The 16938-nt window shown below is 64.4% G+C and carries 23 protein-coding genes; all 23 read left to right on the top strand.

From position 1 onward, the window contains the following. The first annotated feature begins 1 nt into the window (after position 1). The 23 genes from AC3WRI_RS08080 to AC3WRI_RS07970 all read left to right on the top strand — a co-directional run bounded on the left by AC3WRI_RS08080 (position 2) and on the right by AC3WRI_RS07970 (position 16936). Positions 2-430: a recombination protein NinB gene (locus tag AC3WRI_RS08080; RefSeq protein ID WP_492293060.1), complete on the top strand. Its 429-nt coding sequence runs from the start codon at positions 2-4 to the stop codon at positions 428-430. Next, positions 430-813 carry a Ref family recombination enhancement nuclease gene (locus AC3WRI_RS08075; RefSeq protein ID WP_492293058.1) on the top strand — a complete coding sequence of 128 codons (384 nt, stop codon included), beginning with the start codon at positions 430-432 and terminating at the stop codon, positions 811-813. Before AC3WRI_RS08080 ends, AC3WRI_RS08075 begins: the two co-directional genes overlap by 1 nt. A 22-nt stretch (positions 814-835) precedes the next feature. After that, entirely contained in the window at positions 836-1090 is a 255-nt protein-coding gene (locus AC3WRI_RS08070; protein ID WP_492293056.1) for a hypothetical protein, read from the top strand. A gap of 29 nt (positions 1091-1119) precedes the next feature. Next, on the top strand, positions 1120-1620 hold the full coding sequence (locus AC3WRI_RS08065) for a putative PDDEXK endonuclease (RefSeq protein WP_492293055.1): 501 nt from the start codon (positions 1120-1122) through the stop codon (positions 1618-1620). 20 nt (positions 1621-1640) lie between these two features. Continuing rightward, positions 1641-2135 (top strand): DUF4884 domain-containing protein, encoded by a 495-nt coding sequence (locus AC3WRI_RS08060; protein ID WP_492293053.1) that lies wholly within the window; start codon positions 1641-1643, stop codon positions 2133-2135. Continuing rightward, entirely contained in the window at positions 2132-3274 is a 1143-nt protein-coding gene (locus AC3WRI_RS08055; RefSeq protein ID WP_492293051.1) for a hypothetical protein, read from the top strand. The genes AC3WRI_RS08060 and AC3WRI_RS08055 overlap by 4 nt, the downstream gene beginning before the upstream one ends. Next, positions 3267-3560, top strand: coding sequence for a hypothetical protein (locus AC3WRI_RS08050; protein WP_492293050.1), 294 nt, complete (start codon positions 3267-3269; stop codon positions 3558-3560). Before AC3WRI_RS08055 ends, AC3WRI_RS08050 begins: the two co-directional genes overlap by 8 nt. A 47-nt stretch (positions 3561-3607) precedes the next feature. Beyond that, positions 3608-4780: a hypothetical protein gene (locus tag AC3WRI_RS08045; protein ID WP_492293048.1), complete on the top strand. Its 1173-nt coding sequence runs from the start codon at positions 3608-3610 to the stop codon at positions 4778-4780. Continuing rightward, entirely contained in the window at positions 4777-4965 is a 189-nt protein-coding gene (locus AC3WRI_RS08040) for a hypothetical protein (protein WP_492293047.1), read from the top strand. Before AC3WRI_RS08045 ends, AC3WRI_RS08040 begins: the two co-directional genes overlap by 4 nt. Continuing rightward, entirely contained in the window at positions 4965-5414 is a 450-nt protein-coding gene (locus tag AC3WRI_RS08035; RefSeq protein ID WP_492293046.1) for a DUF4406 domain-containing protein, read from the top strand. The genes AC3WRI_RS08040 and AC3WRI_RS08035 overlap by 1 nt, the downstream gene beginning before the upstream one ends. Continuing rightward, entirely contained in the window at positions 5411-5761 is a 351-nt protein-coding gene (locus AC3WRI_RS08030; protein ID WP_492293045.1) for a DUF4031 domain-containing protein, read from the top strand. The genes AC3WRI_RS08035 and AC3WRI_RS08030 overlap by 4 nt, the downstream gene beginning before the upstream one ends. Next, a complete protein-coding gene (locus AC3WRI_RS08025; RefSeq protein WP_492293043.1) occupies positions 5748-6278 on the top strand; it encodes a terminase small subunit in 531 nt (176 codons plus the stop codon). The genes AC3WRI_RS08030 and AC3WRI_RS08025 overlap by 14 nt, the downstream gene beginning before the upstream one ends. After that, positions 6275-7705, top strand: coding sequence for a terminase large subunit domain-containing protein (locus AC3WRI_RS08020; protein WP_492293042.1), 1431 nt, complete (start codon positions 6275-6277; stop codon positions 7703-7705). Before AC3WRI_RS08025 ends, AC3WRI_RS08020 begins: the two co-directional genes overlap by 4 nt. An 8-nt stretch (positions 7706-7713) precedes the next feature. Further along, positions 7714-9675 carry a B-box zinc finger protein gene (locus AC3WRI_RS08015; protein ID WP_492293041.1) on the top strand — a complete coding sequence of 654 codons (1962 nt, stop codon included), beginning with the start codon at positions 7714-7716 and terminating at the stop codon, positions 9673-9675. A gap of 4 nt (positions 9676-9679) precedes the next feature. Further along, entirely contained in the window at positions 9680-10807 is a 1128-nt protein-coding gene (locus AC3WRI_RS08010) for a hypothetical protein (protein ID WP_492293039.1), read from the top strand. A gap of 338 nt (positions 10808-11145) precedes the next feature. Beyond that, positions 11146-12192, top strand: coding sequence for a phage major capsid protein (locus tag AC3WRI_RS08005; protein WP_492293037.1), 1047 nt, complete (start codon positions 11146-11148; stop codon positions 12190-12192). Positions 12193-12286: 94 nt separating this feature from the next. Then, positions 12287-12658 carry a hypothetical protein gene (locus tag AC3WRI_RS08000; RefSeq protein WP_492293036.1) on the top strand — a complete coding sequence of 124 codons (372 nt, stop codon included), beginning with the start codon at positions 12287-12289 and terminating at the stop codon, positions 12656-12658. Positions 12659-12686: 28 nt separating this feature from the next. Continuing rightward, the gene (locus AC3WRI_RS07995) at positions 12687-14030 is read left to right on the top strand and encodes a phage tail protein (protein ID WP_492293034.1); all 1344 of its coding nucleotides are present in this window, start codon (positions 12687-12689) and stop codon (positions 14028-14030) included. Between the two features lie 9 nt (positions 14031-14039). After that, entirely contained in the window at positions 14040-14597 is a 558-nt protein-coding gene (locus AC3WRI_RS07990) for a tail fiber assembly protein (RefSeq protein ID WP_492293032.1), read from the top strand. Between the two features lie 61 nt (positions 14598-14658). Further along, positions 14659-15009: a hypothetical protein gene (locus tag AC3WRI_RS07985; protein WP_492293030.1), complete on the top strand. Its 351-nt coding sequence runs from the start codon at positions 14659-14661 to the stop codon at positions 15007-15009. Then, positions 14993-15265 carry a hypothetical protein gene (locus tag AC3WRI_RS07980; protein ID WP_492293028.1) on the top strand — a complete coding sequence of 91 codons (273 nt, stop codon included), beginning with the start codon at positions 14993-14995 and terminating at the stop codon, positions 15263-15265. The genes AC3WRI_RS07985 and AC3WRI_RS07980 overlap by 17 nt, the downstream gene beginning before the upstream one ends. After that, positions 15234-16235 (top strand): collagen-like triple helix repeat-containing protein, encoded by a 1002-nt coding sequence (locus tag AC3WRI_RS07975; protein WP_492293026.1) that lies wholly within the window; start codon positions 15234-15236, stop codon positions 16233-16235. The genes AC3WRI_RS07980 and AC3WRI_RS07975 overlap by 32 nt, the downstream gene beginning before the upstream one ends. Beyond that, positions 16232-16936: a hypothetical protein gene (locus AC3WRI_RS07970; RefSeq protein ID WP_492293025.1), complete on the top strand. Its 705-nt coding sequence runs from the start codon at positions 16232-16234 to the stop codon at positions 16934-16936. The genes AC3WRI_RS07975 and AC3WRI_RS07970 overlap by 4 nt, the downstream gene beginning before the upstream one ends. Positions 16937-16938 lie beyond the last annotated feature (2 nt).

Genomic DNA, 16938 nt, shown 5'->3' with positions numbered 1-16938 from the left:
CATGAGCGACAAGCAAATCTTCCGCCTCGTGCACGCGAACGCCAGGGCCGGCGCGATGGCCGCGATCAAGGCGGCGCCGGACGGCTTCATGGTGACGATCCAGCCGCCGACCCGCACGCTCGAGCAGAACGCCCGCATGTGGGCGATGCTGTCGGACATCTCGAAGCAGGTCGTGTGGCATGGCCGGAAGCTGGCGCCGGAAGACTGGAAGCATATTTTCTCGGCCGCGCTGGAGAAGCAGGACGTCGTGCCCGGCCTCGACGGCGGGTTCGTGGTGCTCGGCAAGAGCACGAGCAAGATGTCGATCCGGCAGATGACCGACCTGCAGGACCTGATGGCGGCCTTCGGCGCCGAGCGCGGCGTGCTGTGGAGCGAGCCGGGCATGCAGGGGTATGAGGATCTGGCGGCCAGAGCGCGGAGGGCGGCGTAATGTTGACCCGTCGCACCCCCATGAAGCGCACGGCCGGCCTGAAGCAGGGCGGCGAGCTGAAGCGCGCGGCGTGGAAGAAGAAGGGCCCCAAGCGCAAGCCCAAGGCCAACCGCGACCACATGGGCGCCGTGGCCGCGCTGCCGTGCGTGGTCTGCCTGCGGCTCGGCTTCACGACCTACGGCGTGCAGGTTCACCACCTGAAGGAAGGGCAGGGCACCGCCCGCGCGGACGACAAGGACACCATGCCGCTGTGCCAGCCGCACCACACCGGCCCGCTGGGCGTGCACGGTCTCGGCACGAAGGGGTTCCCGAAGCATTACGGCTTCACGGAACGCGATCTGCTGGATGACACACGCCATTTGCTCGGGTTACAATATGCATAAATGGCTCGAACGGAGTGCACGAATGCTTTGCGCGGATCTGGATGATTTCCAGCCGGGCGAGACGGTCATCACGCCGTCGGGCCGCCTGGCGGTGGTGAAGAAGCTGCTCGCCGGCACCAGCAAGAAGGATTGCTTCAGCCGCCTGACGTGTCGGTATCTGGACGGCGGGCCGCGCGATCTGGTAACGCTGCAGCCGCATCAGGTGCGGAAGGCTCCAGCGCCGGAGCAGGAAGTCGACCCGCGGCAGCTGGATTTGTTCGCGGTCAAATATGCGTAAATGGCTTGACGCGAAGCCATAATAGACACATGAGTGAGCAGACGAAAACCGCGCGGACGCGCAGCCAAATCGGCCGGAGCAGCCGGGCCAAGGGCCAGGCCGGCGAGCGCCAGATCGCGCGGATCCTGTGCGACCTGCTGGGGCTGGACATCCGCCGCCGCGTGCGCAACCACGCGGGCGAGTCCGACCTGACCGGCATGGAAGGCTGGTCGATCGAGGTGAAGCACTGCGAGCGGCCGCTGATCCGCACGTGGTGGGAGCAGACGGTCGAGCAGGCGAAGGACGGGGACATCCCGGTCCTGTTCTATCGGCTGCCGCGCAGGGACTGGCGCGCGGTGATCCACATCTCTACGTTCACCGGCGGCGAGGCGCCCCGGCAATTCGACTTCACGGTCGAGATGAGCGTGCAGGCGTTCGCGGAGGTGTGGCGCGAGGTGGAGAGCAAAAAAATTCTGGACCGGGCGCGCCAGCAGCAAGTCGCCCAGGCTGAAAAGGCCCTCGCCGTCATGGGCGGGGCGACTATGCAGTAACAACAAAAACGAGCGAGGACATGAAGACAATCCGAATCCTGATTCTCCGGCTGCGAGTTGGCCTGCTGCAGATCGAGCGCTCCATGCGCCTCGATTCCGTGCTGACCACGTACTCGGCCACGCCGGACCAGCTGACCGACGAGACGGTCCGCGAGGTGCTGCGCGACGTCGACGAGGACATCGCCGCCGCCCAGGCGCGCATCGCCGAGCTGAAGGCGGAGCCGCCGGAGGAAGGCCACGGTCCGATGTGGCCCGCGTGGCTGCTCGCCGCCGTGCTGGCGGTGGTGCTGGTGGCGCTGTCTGGTTGCGGCGAGCCGCCGCGGCCTGAAGTTTCCGCCGTCACGCCGTCGGGCTACCGAGTTGAGCGCCTGTTTTCGGTCGATGGTTGCACGGTCTACCGGTTCAACGACAGCGGCTCCCGCTACTTCACGAACTGCTCGGGCTCGACCGGCTGGGAGGAGAGGGCCGGCAAGGCGACGCGCCCGGCCGGCGTGGTGGGAGGTCGCCAGGCATGACCCATACCAGCGAAGCCGCGAGCGTGGCGTGGAAAGAAGAGTTCGCTAAAGCGGCTATGGAGTATCGATCTGCCTATCTTGGGGGTGTGCCTATGGCCTATGCGAATCTGCTTCGCGTTGCCCAAGCCGCACCTGCCGCGAGCGTGGCGCAGATGACGGATGAACGGGTCTCGCAGATCGCAATGGGTGTTGAGGCTCGCCATCCAGAGTTCCATAAGGTGAGCACAGCGGCGCTCTTAGCATTCGCCCGCGACATCCTAGCGAGCGTGGCGCAGGGGCTGACGGATGAGCAGATTCTGGACATTGCCAGCGATTTCTCGGAATGGACGGAAGTGGGATATGCCATCAGCGACAAAGTGGCATTCGCCCGCGCCATTCTCGACCAAGCCGCACCGCCTGCCGCACCAGCGAGCGAGCAAGACGACTGGCGATCAGCCGTCCGCGCGGCGTGCTCACATCTTGATTACCCGATTGATGCCCCGCAGCGCGTTCAGGACGCACTGCGTGCGCTGAAGGATTCCATGCGCACCGCCCCGCCCGCACCAGCTACCGGGAAATCGGGGGCGGAGTTTTCCGCAGGCATGGCGCACGCTGCCGAGATTTGTGACCGGCGCGAAACCGAGGCGTGGGCGGACTATGAGCGCACGAAAAGCAAGCACGCAAAGGGAGAAGCCGATGGTCTGGTCAACGCGGCGCATGCCATTCGCGCAGAGATTGTCGCCACCCCGCCCGCAGCAGAGGCATCGGCGACGATTGCCGGAATGCGTGTGGTTGTGGACCCGCGCCTGGCTCCGGGCGAGTTTGAAATCCGCGCATCGGCGCAGCAGGATGAGCGCGAGGCGCGGGCATTCGAAGATTGGCTAGCCCGAGTGTGCCCATCCGGTGACTGCGAGGCAGTGCAGCGACAGTGGGAAGAAAGCAGTGATTACGCTGACTTGCATGATGACCAGCAGGTGCAGGCCGGTGGCGAGGATAAGCGCGATGCGGAGCGGTATCGTTTCATCAAGCGCAGCAGGTTAATTCTGAGCGGCGGGCACACCAAGTTCGGCTGGCCGATTTCACCCTTTGGCGACCAATGCGACAAGTACATCGACGCCGCCCTGGCCCGCGAGCAGCCGCAAGGAGATAGCAATGGCTGACTTCATCAAAGACGGCGGCCCGGCGTTTCCCGGAGAGAAAGACGTCGTGTACGTCGATTCTCTTGGATACGAGAAGGGGACCAAGCGCGCTATCGTTGCCGGCATGACCCTGCGTGACTATTTTGCGGGGAAGGAATTGGCTAAGGTCGATGGCGTAAGCGTCAACGACATCCCATCTGCCTACCTGCGTTTGGCAGACCACTGCTACCGAATGGCCGACGCCATGCTCATCGCCCGCGAGCAGCCGCAACCGTCGAATGGCGACCGGGAAGGGGGTGCGGTGTGACTGACATATTTCGTACATGGAACATCGTAACGGGGAAGGCCGCTGAAATGGCGCGTATCTCTTTGGGCCGCACCTGCCACGACTGCGTTGCGCATGACATCAGGCTGCAAGCGTTGGCCACCAGCGCCAGCAACGCAGACAGTCTGACGCTTGACGCTGGCGACATTGAATTCTTGGCTGCAAGGCTGCGCCGCCTGTTCAACCATTTCGCATATACGCTTCCAGAGTTTGCGAAGGACGATAAGCAACTGATCGGGATCGCGCCAACATGCATAGGCGCCGTGCTGGCGAATCTCGCTGCTGATAGCGCCAGCAACGCGGGCGAAGTTGAGCCGATAGCGTGGGAGGCGACTACGGTCGGCTTTATACGGTTCCTGACGGACAGCCGATATAAGAAGCTGCGCCCCGAGCATCAGCGTTGGTATCGCCCGGTGTGCAGCAACGCGGGCGGGGCTGTGGTGGCTGGAACCGCACTCCCCGCACAAGCGGGGCAAAAGACGGTGTCATGTTGGATTCATCCCGATACGCTTGCAATGCTGGCGGACGGAAAGTCTGGCACGGTATGGGCGCATCAAGGTCTGGCGGAAAAGCGCGTGCCCCTCTACACCCACCCCGCCCCCGCATCGAAAGAGCCTGTGGCGGATGAGCGATGCAACCGTTGTGGCCATGAAAATCACAGCGGCTCATGCGTCAATGTGCATCCCGATAAAACGCCTATCAAACAGGAAAGCACGCTGGATGGGTTGCGAGACTGCCTGCAAAAGATGGTGGATGCGAATTTGGAAGATTCTCTTGGGCCAAACCACCTTGCGCTGTGCCTAAAGCAGATGGCATATGAGGCTTTAGAGCTGACCCAAAAAGTTCAGCCTGTGGCGGATGAGCGGGCGGCATGGGACAAATGGGTTAAGAAGGATACCATTCACGGGGGATTCGTTTCTCATCGTGACTTCGCTGCCGGATTCCGCGCCGCGCTCGCCACCGTGCAGACGGATGCCTTCATCCCGACGACGCCACAAGAAATGATCGAGTTTATCGGCAGCAATTTTGACTCGATGCAGGCCGACCAATGGACTGATGAGGTCATCCCGAAACCGGCAGGCGATCTTAGTAATGTCCGGTATTCATTGACGGTCCATGACTTGCTAAGCGCATTCGATTGGGCCGGGTTACACGACGCCGCCATGGATCGGTCGGCGCTGGGGCGGGAGGGTGCGCGATGACGAGCGCCGGTGAAAAGCTCATGCTCGCCGCTGCGTTTGCGCTCGCCGCCGCGTCCGCGCAGCCGGTCGCCCAGGTGCCGCAGATGGGCGGGCCTGCCATCGGTGACCGCAAGTCGCCCGGCCGTGCAAAGCGTCGCGCCGCCAACAAGGCCGCCCGCAAGGCGCGCAAGCAGGGGCGTAAGTGATGCGCATCTACATCGCTGGCCCTATGACGGGCCTCCCCGAACTGAACTTCCCCGCCTTCCGTGATGCGGCCGCCCGGCTCCGCGCCGAGGGCCACGAGGTGGTGAACCCCGCCGAGATCAATGTGGACCCGTCCGCCGGCTGGCTGGAATGCATGCGCGCCGACATCCGCGAGCTGGTGACGTGCGACGCGGTCTACCTGCTGCCGGGGTGGGAGAAGTCGCGCGGCGCCAGGCTGGAGTCGCAGATCGCGCAGGGGCTCGGCTTCGAGGTGCTGGCGGCGCCTGTCGACGGCTGCGATTGCCGGACCTGCCGCCCGATCACCATCTCCGCGATGCGCTTCGTCGTCTGCGCGGTGTGCGGAAACAAGCGCTGCCCGCACGCCAATGACCACCGGCACGCCTGCACGGGAAGCAACCAGCCCGGCCAGGCAGGGAGTGCGTACGCATGACCGTCTACGTCGACGACATGGCCGCACCATACCGGGGCATGCTCATGTACCACATGATCGCCGACACGAAGGCCGAACTGCTCGCCATGGCGCGGGAGATCGGCGTCGCCGCCCGCCACATTCAGAAGGAAGGGACCGCGCAGGAGCATTTCGACATCTGCAAGTCTATGCGCGCGAAGGCGGTGCGCCTCGGTGCCGTGGAGATCGAGTGGCGCCAGACGGGGGCAATGTGCCGCCGTCGCCGGGTGACGGGCGCGCTGGGGCGACCCGACGATGCGGTCGCCTGGCAACGCGAGCAGGTGGCCGCCCGGCAGGCCGCGAACAAGGAGGCACATGGCGAAGGGTGATCTGACCGCGAAGCAGGAGCGATTCGTCGCGGAGTACCTGATCGATCTGAACGCCACGCAGGCCGCGATTCGGGCGGGCTACAGCGAACGCACCGCGCGCCAGGCAGGTGCGGAAAACCTTGCAAAACCTGTCATTGCCGAGGCGGTGCAGGAGGCGATAAAGGCGCGTCAGACCCGCACCGAGATCACCGCCGACCGTGTGTTGCTCGAACTGTCCCGCATCGCCTTCTTCGACCCTCGCAAGCTGCTCCGCGACGACGGCAGCCCGAAGCCGATTGGCGAACTGGACGACGATACCGCCGCAGCGCTGGCCGGTCTCGACATTACCGAGGAGTGGGAGGGCAGCGGGGAAGACCGCGTCTTCATCGGCTACACCAAGAAGTACAAGATCAGCGACAAGAACACGGCGCTGACCAACGCCATGCGGCACCTTGGCATGCTGAAGGACAAGACAGAGGTGTCTGGCCCGGGTGGCGGCGCGATCCCCGTGCTGAATCTGCGTATCGGGAAGAAGTGACAGAAGCCGCGCTCGACATCGACCTGCACCCGAAGCAGGGCGTCGCCTTCGAGAGCCTGGCGACCGAGATCCTGTACGGTGGCGCGGCCGGCGGCGGCAAGTCTTTCTTCATGCGCGCGGCTTCCATCATATGGTGCGCCATGATTCCCGGCCTGCAGGTCTACCTGTTCCGCCGCACCTACGACGATCTGATCAAGAACCACATCGAGGGCTCCAGCGGCTTCCGCGTGCTGCTGGCGCCGTGGGAGGCCGCGGGGCTGGTGAAGATCGTCGAGACCGAGATCCGTTTCTGGAACGGGGCGAAGATCTACCTGTGCCACTGCGAGCACGAGAAGCACCGCTTCAAGTATCAGGGCGCCGAGATCCACGTGCTGTTGATCGACGAGCTGACGCTTTTCACCGAGATCATTTATCGATTCCTGCGCACCCGCGTCCGGATGACGTCGATCACGGTGCCCGAGCAGTTCGCCGGCGGCTTCCCGCGCATCCTGTGCGGCAGCAACCCGGGCAACGTCGGCCACGCCTGGGTGAAGTCGACCTTCATCATGTGCGGTGACGAGCGCGTCGAGCCGCTGGCAATCCGCCAGATGCCGCCGGAGGAGGGGGGCATGCGCCGCCAGTACATCCCGGCCACCCTCGACGACAACCCGACGATGGCCGTCGACGACCCCACATACCGGGACCGGCTCCGCGGCCTGGGCAATGCCGCCATGGTGAAGGCGTTCGAGCGGGGCGACTGGGATGCCGTGGTCGGCTCGTTCCTCGAGGGCATATGGGACGACGACGAAGTCATCGTCGATCCGTTCCCGATCCCGGCCACGTGGAAGGTGTGGCGCTCCATGGACTGGGGCTTCGCCAAGCCGTATGCCATCTACTGGCTGGCCCTTGACCACGACGGCGTCTATTACGTCTGGCGCGAGCTGTACGGCTACGGCGGTAAGGCCGATGTCGGCACCCGCGAGGACGGCAAGGCCGTCGCGCAGAAGGTCAAGAAGATCGAGGAGCGCGACGAGCGCATGGGCTACGAGTACCGGTACAACCCGGCGGACTCGGCCATCTTCGCTGAGCAAGGGCACCAGAAGTCCATCGGCAAGATGTTCCGCGACGAGGGTGTGAAGTGGGTGGAGTGTTTCAAGGGCAAGCGCTCCCGCGCCAACGGCGCGCAAGAAGTCGTTGCGCTGTTGAAGGCCGGTAAGCTGAAGGTCTTCCGCACTTGCAAGCACCTGATTCGGACGGTCCCGGCGCTCATGCCCGACGAGAACGACCCCGAGGACGTGAATACCAAGATGGAAGACCACGCCTGGGACGCTCTGCGTTATGGCGTGCAGTCGCGCCGCCGCGCGCCGGACGACGAACAAATGTCCGACGAGGAGAGCAGCGACGTCGATACTTCTGACGGTACCCATCGCATGCACACACGCACCTGACAATGTTTATGCAAACGCAGCCAGACCAGACGCCGGAAACCGCCATGCAGATTGGCGTAGTCGAGGCTGCCCCCGCGCCGGCCCAGCAGCCTCAGTACAAGGACGAGCCGGAGTTCGACGAGCTGGCGAAGAAGTGGAACGGCCGCATTGCGGCGGCGCGCAAGCACTGGGAGAACTTTCACAAGCGCGTAAAGCACAACCGGAAGACCGTGGCCGGGTTCGACTGGTCGAAAAACCCGGACGACGATGACTTCTACAAGCTGCGCGCGAACCTGATCCACGGCACGATCACCGCGATCCTGCCGAACATCTATGCCCGCAACCCGGAGATGTCCGTCACCGGCCTGCACAAGGGCAAGCCGCTGAAGCTGTTTTGCGAGACGCTGCAGACCGTGACGAACCGCGAGCTCGAGCGAGCGAAGCTGAAGACCCGGGCGAAGTCCACCGTGCGCGCCGCGCTGACGGTCTCGTTCGGCGTCGTCAAGGTCATGTATCAGCGGGACATCAAGCAGGATCCGATGATCGTCGCGCGCATCAACGACACGCAGGACAACATCCAGCGCGTCGAAAAATTGCTGATGGACCTGAACGATCCGCAGCAACGCGCCGACGAGGAGGCGACCCGGGCGGAACTGCAGGAGACCATGCGGGCGCTCGACGAGCAGGTCGAGATTGTGGCCGCCGAGGGGCTGGTCATCGACCGCGTGCTGACCGAGCAACTGCTGCTCGACCCGGCGCTTGCGGAGCTTCCGGACTACCCGGACAGCGACTGGATGGCGCAAGTCATCCCCATGAAGAAGTCGCTCGCCGAGGCTCAGTACGGCTACAAGCTGGACAAGGCCAAGCGGTACCGCGACAGCACGACGCAGGCCCGCGCCGACAGCAACCGTCTGCTCTCCGGCGGCGAGGACAAGGCTGGCGATGACGATTGCCAGATCGCCATCATCGAGATTTGGGACAAGCGCAGCCAGACCGTGTACACGCTGGCCGAGGGCTGTGATTGGTGGCTGCGTGAGCCGTACAGCCCGCCGAAGGCCGGCGAGCGCTGGTATCCGTTCTTCATTCTGCCGTTCCAACTGGTCGACGGCCAGGTGGTAGGCCCGTCGCTGGTCGACCTTACCGAGAAGCTGCAGGCCGAGCACAACGGCGCGCGCGACAAGTTCAATCAGCACCGCGAGCTTTGCGAGCCTGGATGGATCGCAGCCAGCGACATCAACGAGAAGACGGTGAAGCGGTACCGCGACTCGACGCTGGGCGAGATCACGATCGTCGACACCGAAGGCAAGCCGCTGAGTCAGGTCATCGTGCCGAAGCAGCACCCACCGATCGACCCGGCCGTGTACGACACGTCGGCCGTGCGCTTCGACTGGGAGCAGGTCACGGGCATGCAGGACGCCGCGCGTTCGACCGTGGTGCAGGCGAAGACTGCCACCGAAGCCAGCATCCAGCAGCAGGCGCTCTCCGGCCGTGTGAGTGAGTTCCGCGATCAGGTCGAGGACTTCCTGCAGGACATCAGCCAATACGCGGCGCAGATTCTGGTCATGGAACTGACGCCCGCCCAGGTCGAGCGCATCATGGGCGCCCCGACAACGGAGACCGTGACGGCCGCGCCCGGCATGCCGCCCGTGGAGGTTCCTGTCCCGTCGTACGACTGGCCGCAGCTTTCCCGTGATCAGGTCTTCGAGATGATCGAGCTGAAGATCCGTGCAGGCACGACGGGCGAGCCGAACCAGATCGAGCAGCAAGAGGTGTGGATCAAGCTGCTGCCTGTGATCCAACCGCTGATCGGCCAGATCATGCAGGTCAAGGCCGCCGGGGGGGACTCCGGCCCGCTGGAGGCCCTGCTGCGCGAGACGATCACCCGCTTCGACGAGAAGCTGGATGTCGACCAATTCATCCCGAAGGCGCCGGCCATGCCCGCCGCCCCAATGCTGCCGCCCGGCGTGGCAGCGCAACCCCAAGGAGCGTAAATAGATGTCCGACCGCGAGGATTTCCTGAACAGCATGAGCTCGAGCACCGAGCCGACCGACGCGCCCGAGCCGCAGGATCCGCCCGAGAACTCGACGCCGGCGGACGATCCTGCCGAGCATGGCACGCCCCGCGCCGAGTCGGCAGCCGCCGCCGACCCGCTCGCCGCGACGAAGTCGTTCCTCGACACCCTGAGCAATCCGGACCCGAACGCCACGCCCGCCGCCGCGCCGGCCGCCGCTGCACCCGCCGCCCAGCCCGGCGCGCCCACTGCAGCCCCAGTTCCCGGCGCCGCACCGGCCGCGCCCGCGACGCCGAAGACGCCCGAGCAGGAGGAGGCCGAACTGCTGGACGGCGTGAAGTCGGAGCGCGGCAAGGAGCGCATCCGCGAAAAGCTGGCCGAACTGCGCGAGAAGTCCGACGAGCTGGACGCCACACAAGCGGACCTGACCGAGTTCCGATCGATGGTGCTCGACGCATATCAGGATCCGCAGGACTTCGCCCGCGCGCTGGAGTTCGGCCGCCTAGTCGCCGCCGGCGACGACAAGAGCCTGGGCACCGCGCTCGCCATGCTGGACGAACAGCGCAATGCGATCGCCCTGCGTCTCGGCGTGGACGTTGCCGGCGTCGACCCGCTGGTCGACTTCCCGGAACTGAAGAAGGCCGTCGATGACATGGAGATCACGCGCGAGCAGGCGGTGAAGCTCGCGAAGTACCAGCGTCAGGAGCGCCAGCAGACCGAGGCCGCGCAGGCACAGCGCCAGGCGCAGCAGCAGGTCGAGCAGTCCCGCCGCGACTTCGACACCGAGATTGCCGGCCTGCAGGACACCGCGGTGAAGTACTTCACCACGCGCGCGCAGGAAGTGGACTATCCGGCGAAGATGGAGCAGATCAAGGCGTACTTCAGCAAGCCCGAGAACGTGCAGAAGTTCGTGACGTCGTTCCAGCCGGGGCAGTGGCTCTCACAGTTCCAGTTCATGTACGACAACATCCGCACAGCGCCGGCCCAGCGCCCGAGCGCTCACCACCAGCCGCTGCGCTCGCGCCCCGCGCTGGGCGGCACGCCGGCGTCCAACCCGAACGCCTCGAGTATCGACCGCATGGCGTCGACGCTGGACAGCATGGGCATTTGAACAACGGGCCGCCAGGCCCGGTAGCCAAAAATGCTTTACGCACTAGCCGTATTGGTATAGTGCGATTGCCTTACCGCGACAGGTGAGGGCGCGCAATCAGGGAAATGCAGCGCGTAACCGGACATCGCGCCCCGGCCGGATAGCTGCCCGTCACCAGTCGCACCACACCTCAATTGTCGCTGTATCGCCGGGATCGCGTCCGGTAGCGCAGTCGATGAGGGCCACAAGTCGCAGCAGCCGAGAGTCGCGCACGGCAGGCCCGAGTCGAAACCATTCGGCCTTGCGTCCCGAAACGGTGTGAGCAGGAGCAACACCCCTTCTCATATTCGGAGCGACAAATGCCCATTTCCGCACCCGACCTCGCCTATCTCGGCAAGGTCTCCCTCGACGAGTACATGCGTAACACCCCGGTCGATCAGATCGGCGTGGAGCATCCGCTGCTGAAGAAGCTGATGAGCAAGCGCAAGCTGTTCCTCGGCGCGAAGCAGAACGTCGTCGTGAACATCCGCAAGTCGTACGACAGCAATTTCGCCTGGGCGTACGGCGAGGCCGCGGTCTCGTTCAACAAGCGCCAGACCACCGATCAGGCTGCCTTTCCGTGGCGCCGTGCCGTGGATGGCTTCTACATCCCGCACGACACGCTGTTCGGCAACGGCATCAAGGTTCGCGAAGGCGAGCGCGGCGCGTTCAAGCTGGAGCAGAACGAGAAGGTCCAACTGCTGAACCTGCTCGACGAGCAGATGGAGTCGTTCAAGCTCGGCTTCTTCGAGAAGCTGGACCTCGAACTGCACCGCAATGGCACGGCCTCGACCGACGCAGTGACCGGACTCGACGGCCTGATCGTGACCGCCCCGGCTACCGGCGTTGTCGGCGGCTTGGACCGCGCGACCGCGACCTACTGGCGCAACAACGCCGCGACGGCCATCGCTTCGGGCACGGCCGGCGCGCTGCTCGACGCCATGGAAAAGCAGTGGCGCGCCTGTATCCGTAACGGTGGCACGCCCGACTTCATTCTGGCCGGCTCGGACTTCATCGACGCGTACCGTAAGTGCGTGACGCTGACCCAGAACACCGACGCATCGAAGCCGAAGACGATCGACGGCGCGACCGGTACGGGTGCTTCCACCGGCCTGTACTTCAAGGGTGTCGAAATCGTGTGGGATCCGAACTTCTCGACGCTCGACGCTCTCGACGCGCCGGTGATCCCGTGGGAGAAGCGCTGCTACTTCCTGAACACGAAGCACATTGAACTGCGCGACGACGACATGGACATCGTCACGCCGACCCGTCCGTACAACATCCTGGCGCTTTACCAGATGATCAATCTGCGTCTCGCCCTGGTGTTGAAGCGTTCGAACGCTCATTCGGTTCTGTCCATCGCTTGATCCTCGCGGTCGTCAAAAGGCGACCCTTTACCCGGCTGGCCGGAAGGCTGGTCGGGCTTTTCTCCAGATTCGCTACAACAGATCGAGGTAAGAGATGCCCAAGCTCTCCGTATTTTCCGTCGTAGTCCGCCGCGACAGCAACACGTCCACTCCGGTCGAAGTGCCCGAGCACGAGGTCGCCATTCTGCAAACCATCTTCGGCGAGGAGCACGTGCACAACACGCGCCACCAGTCGATTGCCGACGCCGGCCTGACCGATGAAGATGTCGTCGGCGAGAGCGAGTTCGGCGAAGGCGAGTTCGATCGCCTGGCTGCCAAGTACGGCGGAAACGAGGAAGGTCTGCTCGTCGAACAGGTCTTCGGAAAGAAGGCGACGAAGGGTCTCGAATCGGCAATCGAGAAGAGCGTCAAGCCCAAGCGGAGGGGCGCCGCCAAGGCCGCGACTACCGAGACCGATCCGCAGTAATCAGCAATCCACATAGGAACGCGCGAGAATGCCGCAGCCGCCCAAGTACCAGCGCACGAAGGACTTCACGGTCGACTATGGCGACCAGACCGACCACGCTGCGCTGAACGCCGAGCTTGACGGGGCTGCGGCATCCATCAACGCGATCCGCACGAATCTCGCGCTCATCCAGCGCGACGACGGGAAGCTGAAACAGGGTGTCGTCACTGCGGATTCCGTAGACCCGACATTCATCAACGAGATCAGCCAGGGCGTCGTCGCTGAAGTGCAGGGGTTCGCCGATCAGGCTGAAGCATCGGCCGTTGCGGCGACGAATGCCGCTGTGACCGCGACAGGGGCGGCCGCTACTGCCACGCAGGCGCGCGCGGACGCGACGACGAGCGCCGCCGCCGCCGGGCTTGCTGCGCAGGCCGCTGCGGACAGCGCGGCTTCGGCTGCTGCCTCGCAGACCGCCGCGGCGGGGTCCGCAACTGCCGCCGCCGGTAGCGCCGCCGCTGCGGCGACGTCCGCCTCGAATGCTGCAACCTCTGCGACCAACGCAGCGGGAAGCGCGACGACGGCCACCGCACAGGCGGGGATCTCCACGACCAAGGCGGGCGAGGCAGCTGCCAGCGCCACGGCGGCGGGAAACAGCGCAACGAGCGCAGCAGCGTCGCTCTCCGACTTCAGGGGGCGGTACTACGGCGGCTTGGCCGCTGACCCGGTAACGGATCCCAACGGCAACGCGATCGAAGCTGGTGACCTGTACGCAAACACCGTTGCGAACGAGCTGCGCAGGTACTCCGGTACCGCGTGGGTTGCCGCATTCGGCGGCGTGCCGAACGATGGCACCGTGACCGAAGCGAAGTTTTCGACGTCCGTGCGGCAGTCGCAAGTCGGGAAGATCAGCTACTTCGCGCGCAGCACTGCGCCGACCGGCTGGCTGAAGGCGAACGGCGGGGCAGTGCCTGTATCCGGGTATCCGGATATCGTCTCGGCGATCTACTGCGGCGATGCGCTGAACGCGTCGGCACTCTTCGGGTATCGGTGCAACAACTCCGACGGTACCGGCCGCAGCACGACCGGTGCATTCATCGTACTGCCCGATCTCCGCGGCGAGTTCATGCGCGGGTGGGACGATTCGCGTGGGATCGACCCGGGCCGCTCCTTCGGCACGGTGCAGGCCCAGCAGCTTATCGCGCACGAACACTACAACGACCCTGCACAAAACAACTGGTGGGGTGACGCGCCAGGCCTCGGCATCATCAATATCGGCGGCTCGACGCTGCAGATCAACCGGTCGACCACAACCGGCGGCGTAAAGGCCGCTGTAGCCACGGGTTCGGAAACGCGCCCGCGTAACTTCGCGCTGCTCGCCTGCATTAAGACCTAAGGGCTAGGCATGGACATCTACCACTTCCACCCCACGACTGGCGAACTGATTGGCTTTGGTCAAGCAGACCCAGATCCGAACGTCCCGGGCAATTGGATCATCCCCGGCTTTGCGACGAACAACATTCCGCCAGCGGCAGAGCCCGGCCATGCGGTGTGCCGCATCGATGGGGAGTGGCGACAAGTAACCGACCTGCGCGGCTCAACGGCATACCAGAAGGCGGACCGCGCCGCGGTGGAAATCGAAGCCCTCGGCGATCTGCCGGACAACCTGACGCTCGTTGCACCGCCTGGCGACGACTACATGTGGTCGGATGACGCCTGGGTCGTCGACGAGCAGAGGCGCGCGGCGAATGTGCTGGCCGCAGCCATCGGGCGCCGTGCGCAACTGCTCGCGGAAGCGAACGAGATTACCTCCGGCATGGCGGATGCCTACATCGCGGGGCTCATGACGCCGGATGAAGAGACTTACTACCGCGCAATGGCCGCGTACAAGCTGACGCTGTCGAAGCTACCGCAGCAAGCAGGCTGGCCGGGCACAGTGACCTGGCCAGTTTTGCCGGCGTGATGAATGTCCGCGATAGGGTCATCGCGGTTCCACAATACGTAGAAATGAAGGGAAACGGGTAATGGAGCCGACTACTACTGCGGGCGGGATTCTAGGCGTGAAGTACGCAACTCTGGTTGCGGGCTTCTTCGGAGGCGTGGCCTCTCTCTCGTACGTGCGGGAGCTGACGCGCCTGCAGATGGCGATGGCAGTCGTAACCGGCGCTGTGACGGCCGGATACCTGACGCCGCTCGCAAACAAGTATCTCGGCATGTTCGTCACCACCGGTCCGGAGATGGAGGGCGCATGCGCGTTCCTCATCGGCGTCATGGCCCTGAACATCATCCCAGGCTTCATGCGTCTGTCGGCGATGTTCAAGAAAGATCCGGCCGGTTTCCTGAAGAACGGAGGCAAGGATGCTGAGCGCAGCTAACTGGATCTTCGCTGCAATCATCGTATGGCACTCGCTGACAACGCTCAACGCGATGACCCGCGCTAGTGCGATGGCGCCTCGCGTGGCCTTCGTGTTGATCGCGGCAGGCGCGTTCTCGTTTGTGCTGGCGCCGCTTTACAAGGCGCCCGAGCCTGAAGTCGGTACCGTCATGTTCACAGCTGGCGTTGCGGTCTGGTGCCTGTATCGAACCTACCGGAGGAAGCATGTCGCAAGCCCCAGCGTACGAGCGCAGTAAGAATTTCCTCGACAACAACCCGGACCGCACTGACCACGCCGCGCTGAACAACGAGTTCGACAAGGTCGCGACCTCGATCAATGCTGTCCGGGAGAACCTCGCGCTCATCCAGGCGGACGACGGCACGCTTGCCGCCGAGTCGGTCGGAATCGACCAACTCACTGCCGAAGCGCAGGCGCACCTCGCTACACCGGGTCCGCAGGGTCCGCAGGGTCCGCAGGGTCCGCAAGGCGTGCAGGGTATCCAGGGCGAGAAGGGCGAAGTCGGCGCGACGTTCGCCGCAGACGTCCGCGACCTCGCTGCAAATCGCTCGCTCTACGATGCGCAGGGCGGAGGCTTCTGCTTTCTCGCCACCGATACGGGCAAGATGTACTTCAAGCTGTCGGCTGCCATGGGCAATTGGTCCGCCGGCTTCAATTTCGGCATCGGCCCGCAAGGCCCGACCGGTCCTGCGGGCGCCACCGGGACGCAGGGTCTCCAAGGTCTCCAAGGACCGCAGGGTCTCCAAGGCCCCGCAGGTCCTACGGGCGCGACCGGTCCGGCCGGCGCTGTCGATTACTCGATCGCCATCCGGAAGGACTCGGCAGCATCTCAGTCGATGGTCGGTGCGCTGCAGAGCCCGTCGTTCACTGCCAAGCAGTATGCATCGGCGCCGGAGTACCGCTTCGAGGGCTTTACACTGAAGCTCGATCTGAGTGGCGATCGTATCCGTTCAATGGACAGCGATAACAGGCGCGATTTCGATGCGCGCGCCTACTATTCGTCGGGTACTGCGGCCGGCTCGACCGGTTTCAAGTTGGCGAACGGCACGGACATCGGCACGCTGTTTGACCCCGCCGGCGCGGCGTCGAACAAGATCGACACGATCGACACGCTCGCGAAGTCTGCCAGCCTGGCCGGGAAAACCAGCGTATCGGTGCAACTTATCCGGACTGGCAATCAGCTATCCATCCAACTGACGACGACATGAGCGGCCTGCAATCCCGTTATCGCACTCTTGGTCAGCTCCGCACGGATCTGCGCGTACGATTGGGCTTCATCGCGCAAGGGCCGGCGGCCGCCAACAATCAGGCGACGCTCGACTCGTTCCTGCTCGAGGCGCACGACTACGTCTACGCGCGCCTGAATCCATCCCCGGCCAGGAAGAAGACTATCATCCGGCTTCAGCCGGGCCAATGGCTGTACGACTTCCACAATGACGTCGAGGACGAAGACATCGATCCCGGCCTCGTGCTGTCGGTGTGGGTGAAGATCGGCGACAGTATGGCCGAGCCGCTGACGCAGGGCATCAACGAGTACGACCGCACGATGGACACGTCGCGGATGTGGCCGAACAAATACGACACGCTGAACGGCCAGATGGAATTGTCGCCCGTGCCCGACCAGCAGTACGACCTGATCGTCGAGTACATGGCATCGGCCGGGCGCTTCGAGCAGGAACAGGACCGGAGCAGCGTGCCCGATCGGCTCGTGTTCTCGTATGCACTGGCGAATGCCAAGGCACATTACCGCCACCCTGACGCACAGGCTGTGGCGACGACCTTCACCAACCTGCTCGCGATCGAACTGTCTAAGCAGCACGAGAACCGGCGCTATGTGAAGTGCACCGGGACGAGCGACGAAACTCCGCAGGTCGTGCAGACCGCCAGCGGTTACAAGCTGCGAGTGTAAGC

The sequence above is a fragment of the Cupriavidus sp. FW305-27 genome (assembly GCF_058787995.1).
The sequence above is the reverse complement of the archived record's forward strand: the minus strand, read 5'-3'. Positions and strand labels throughout refer to the sequence as shown.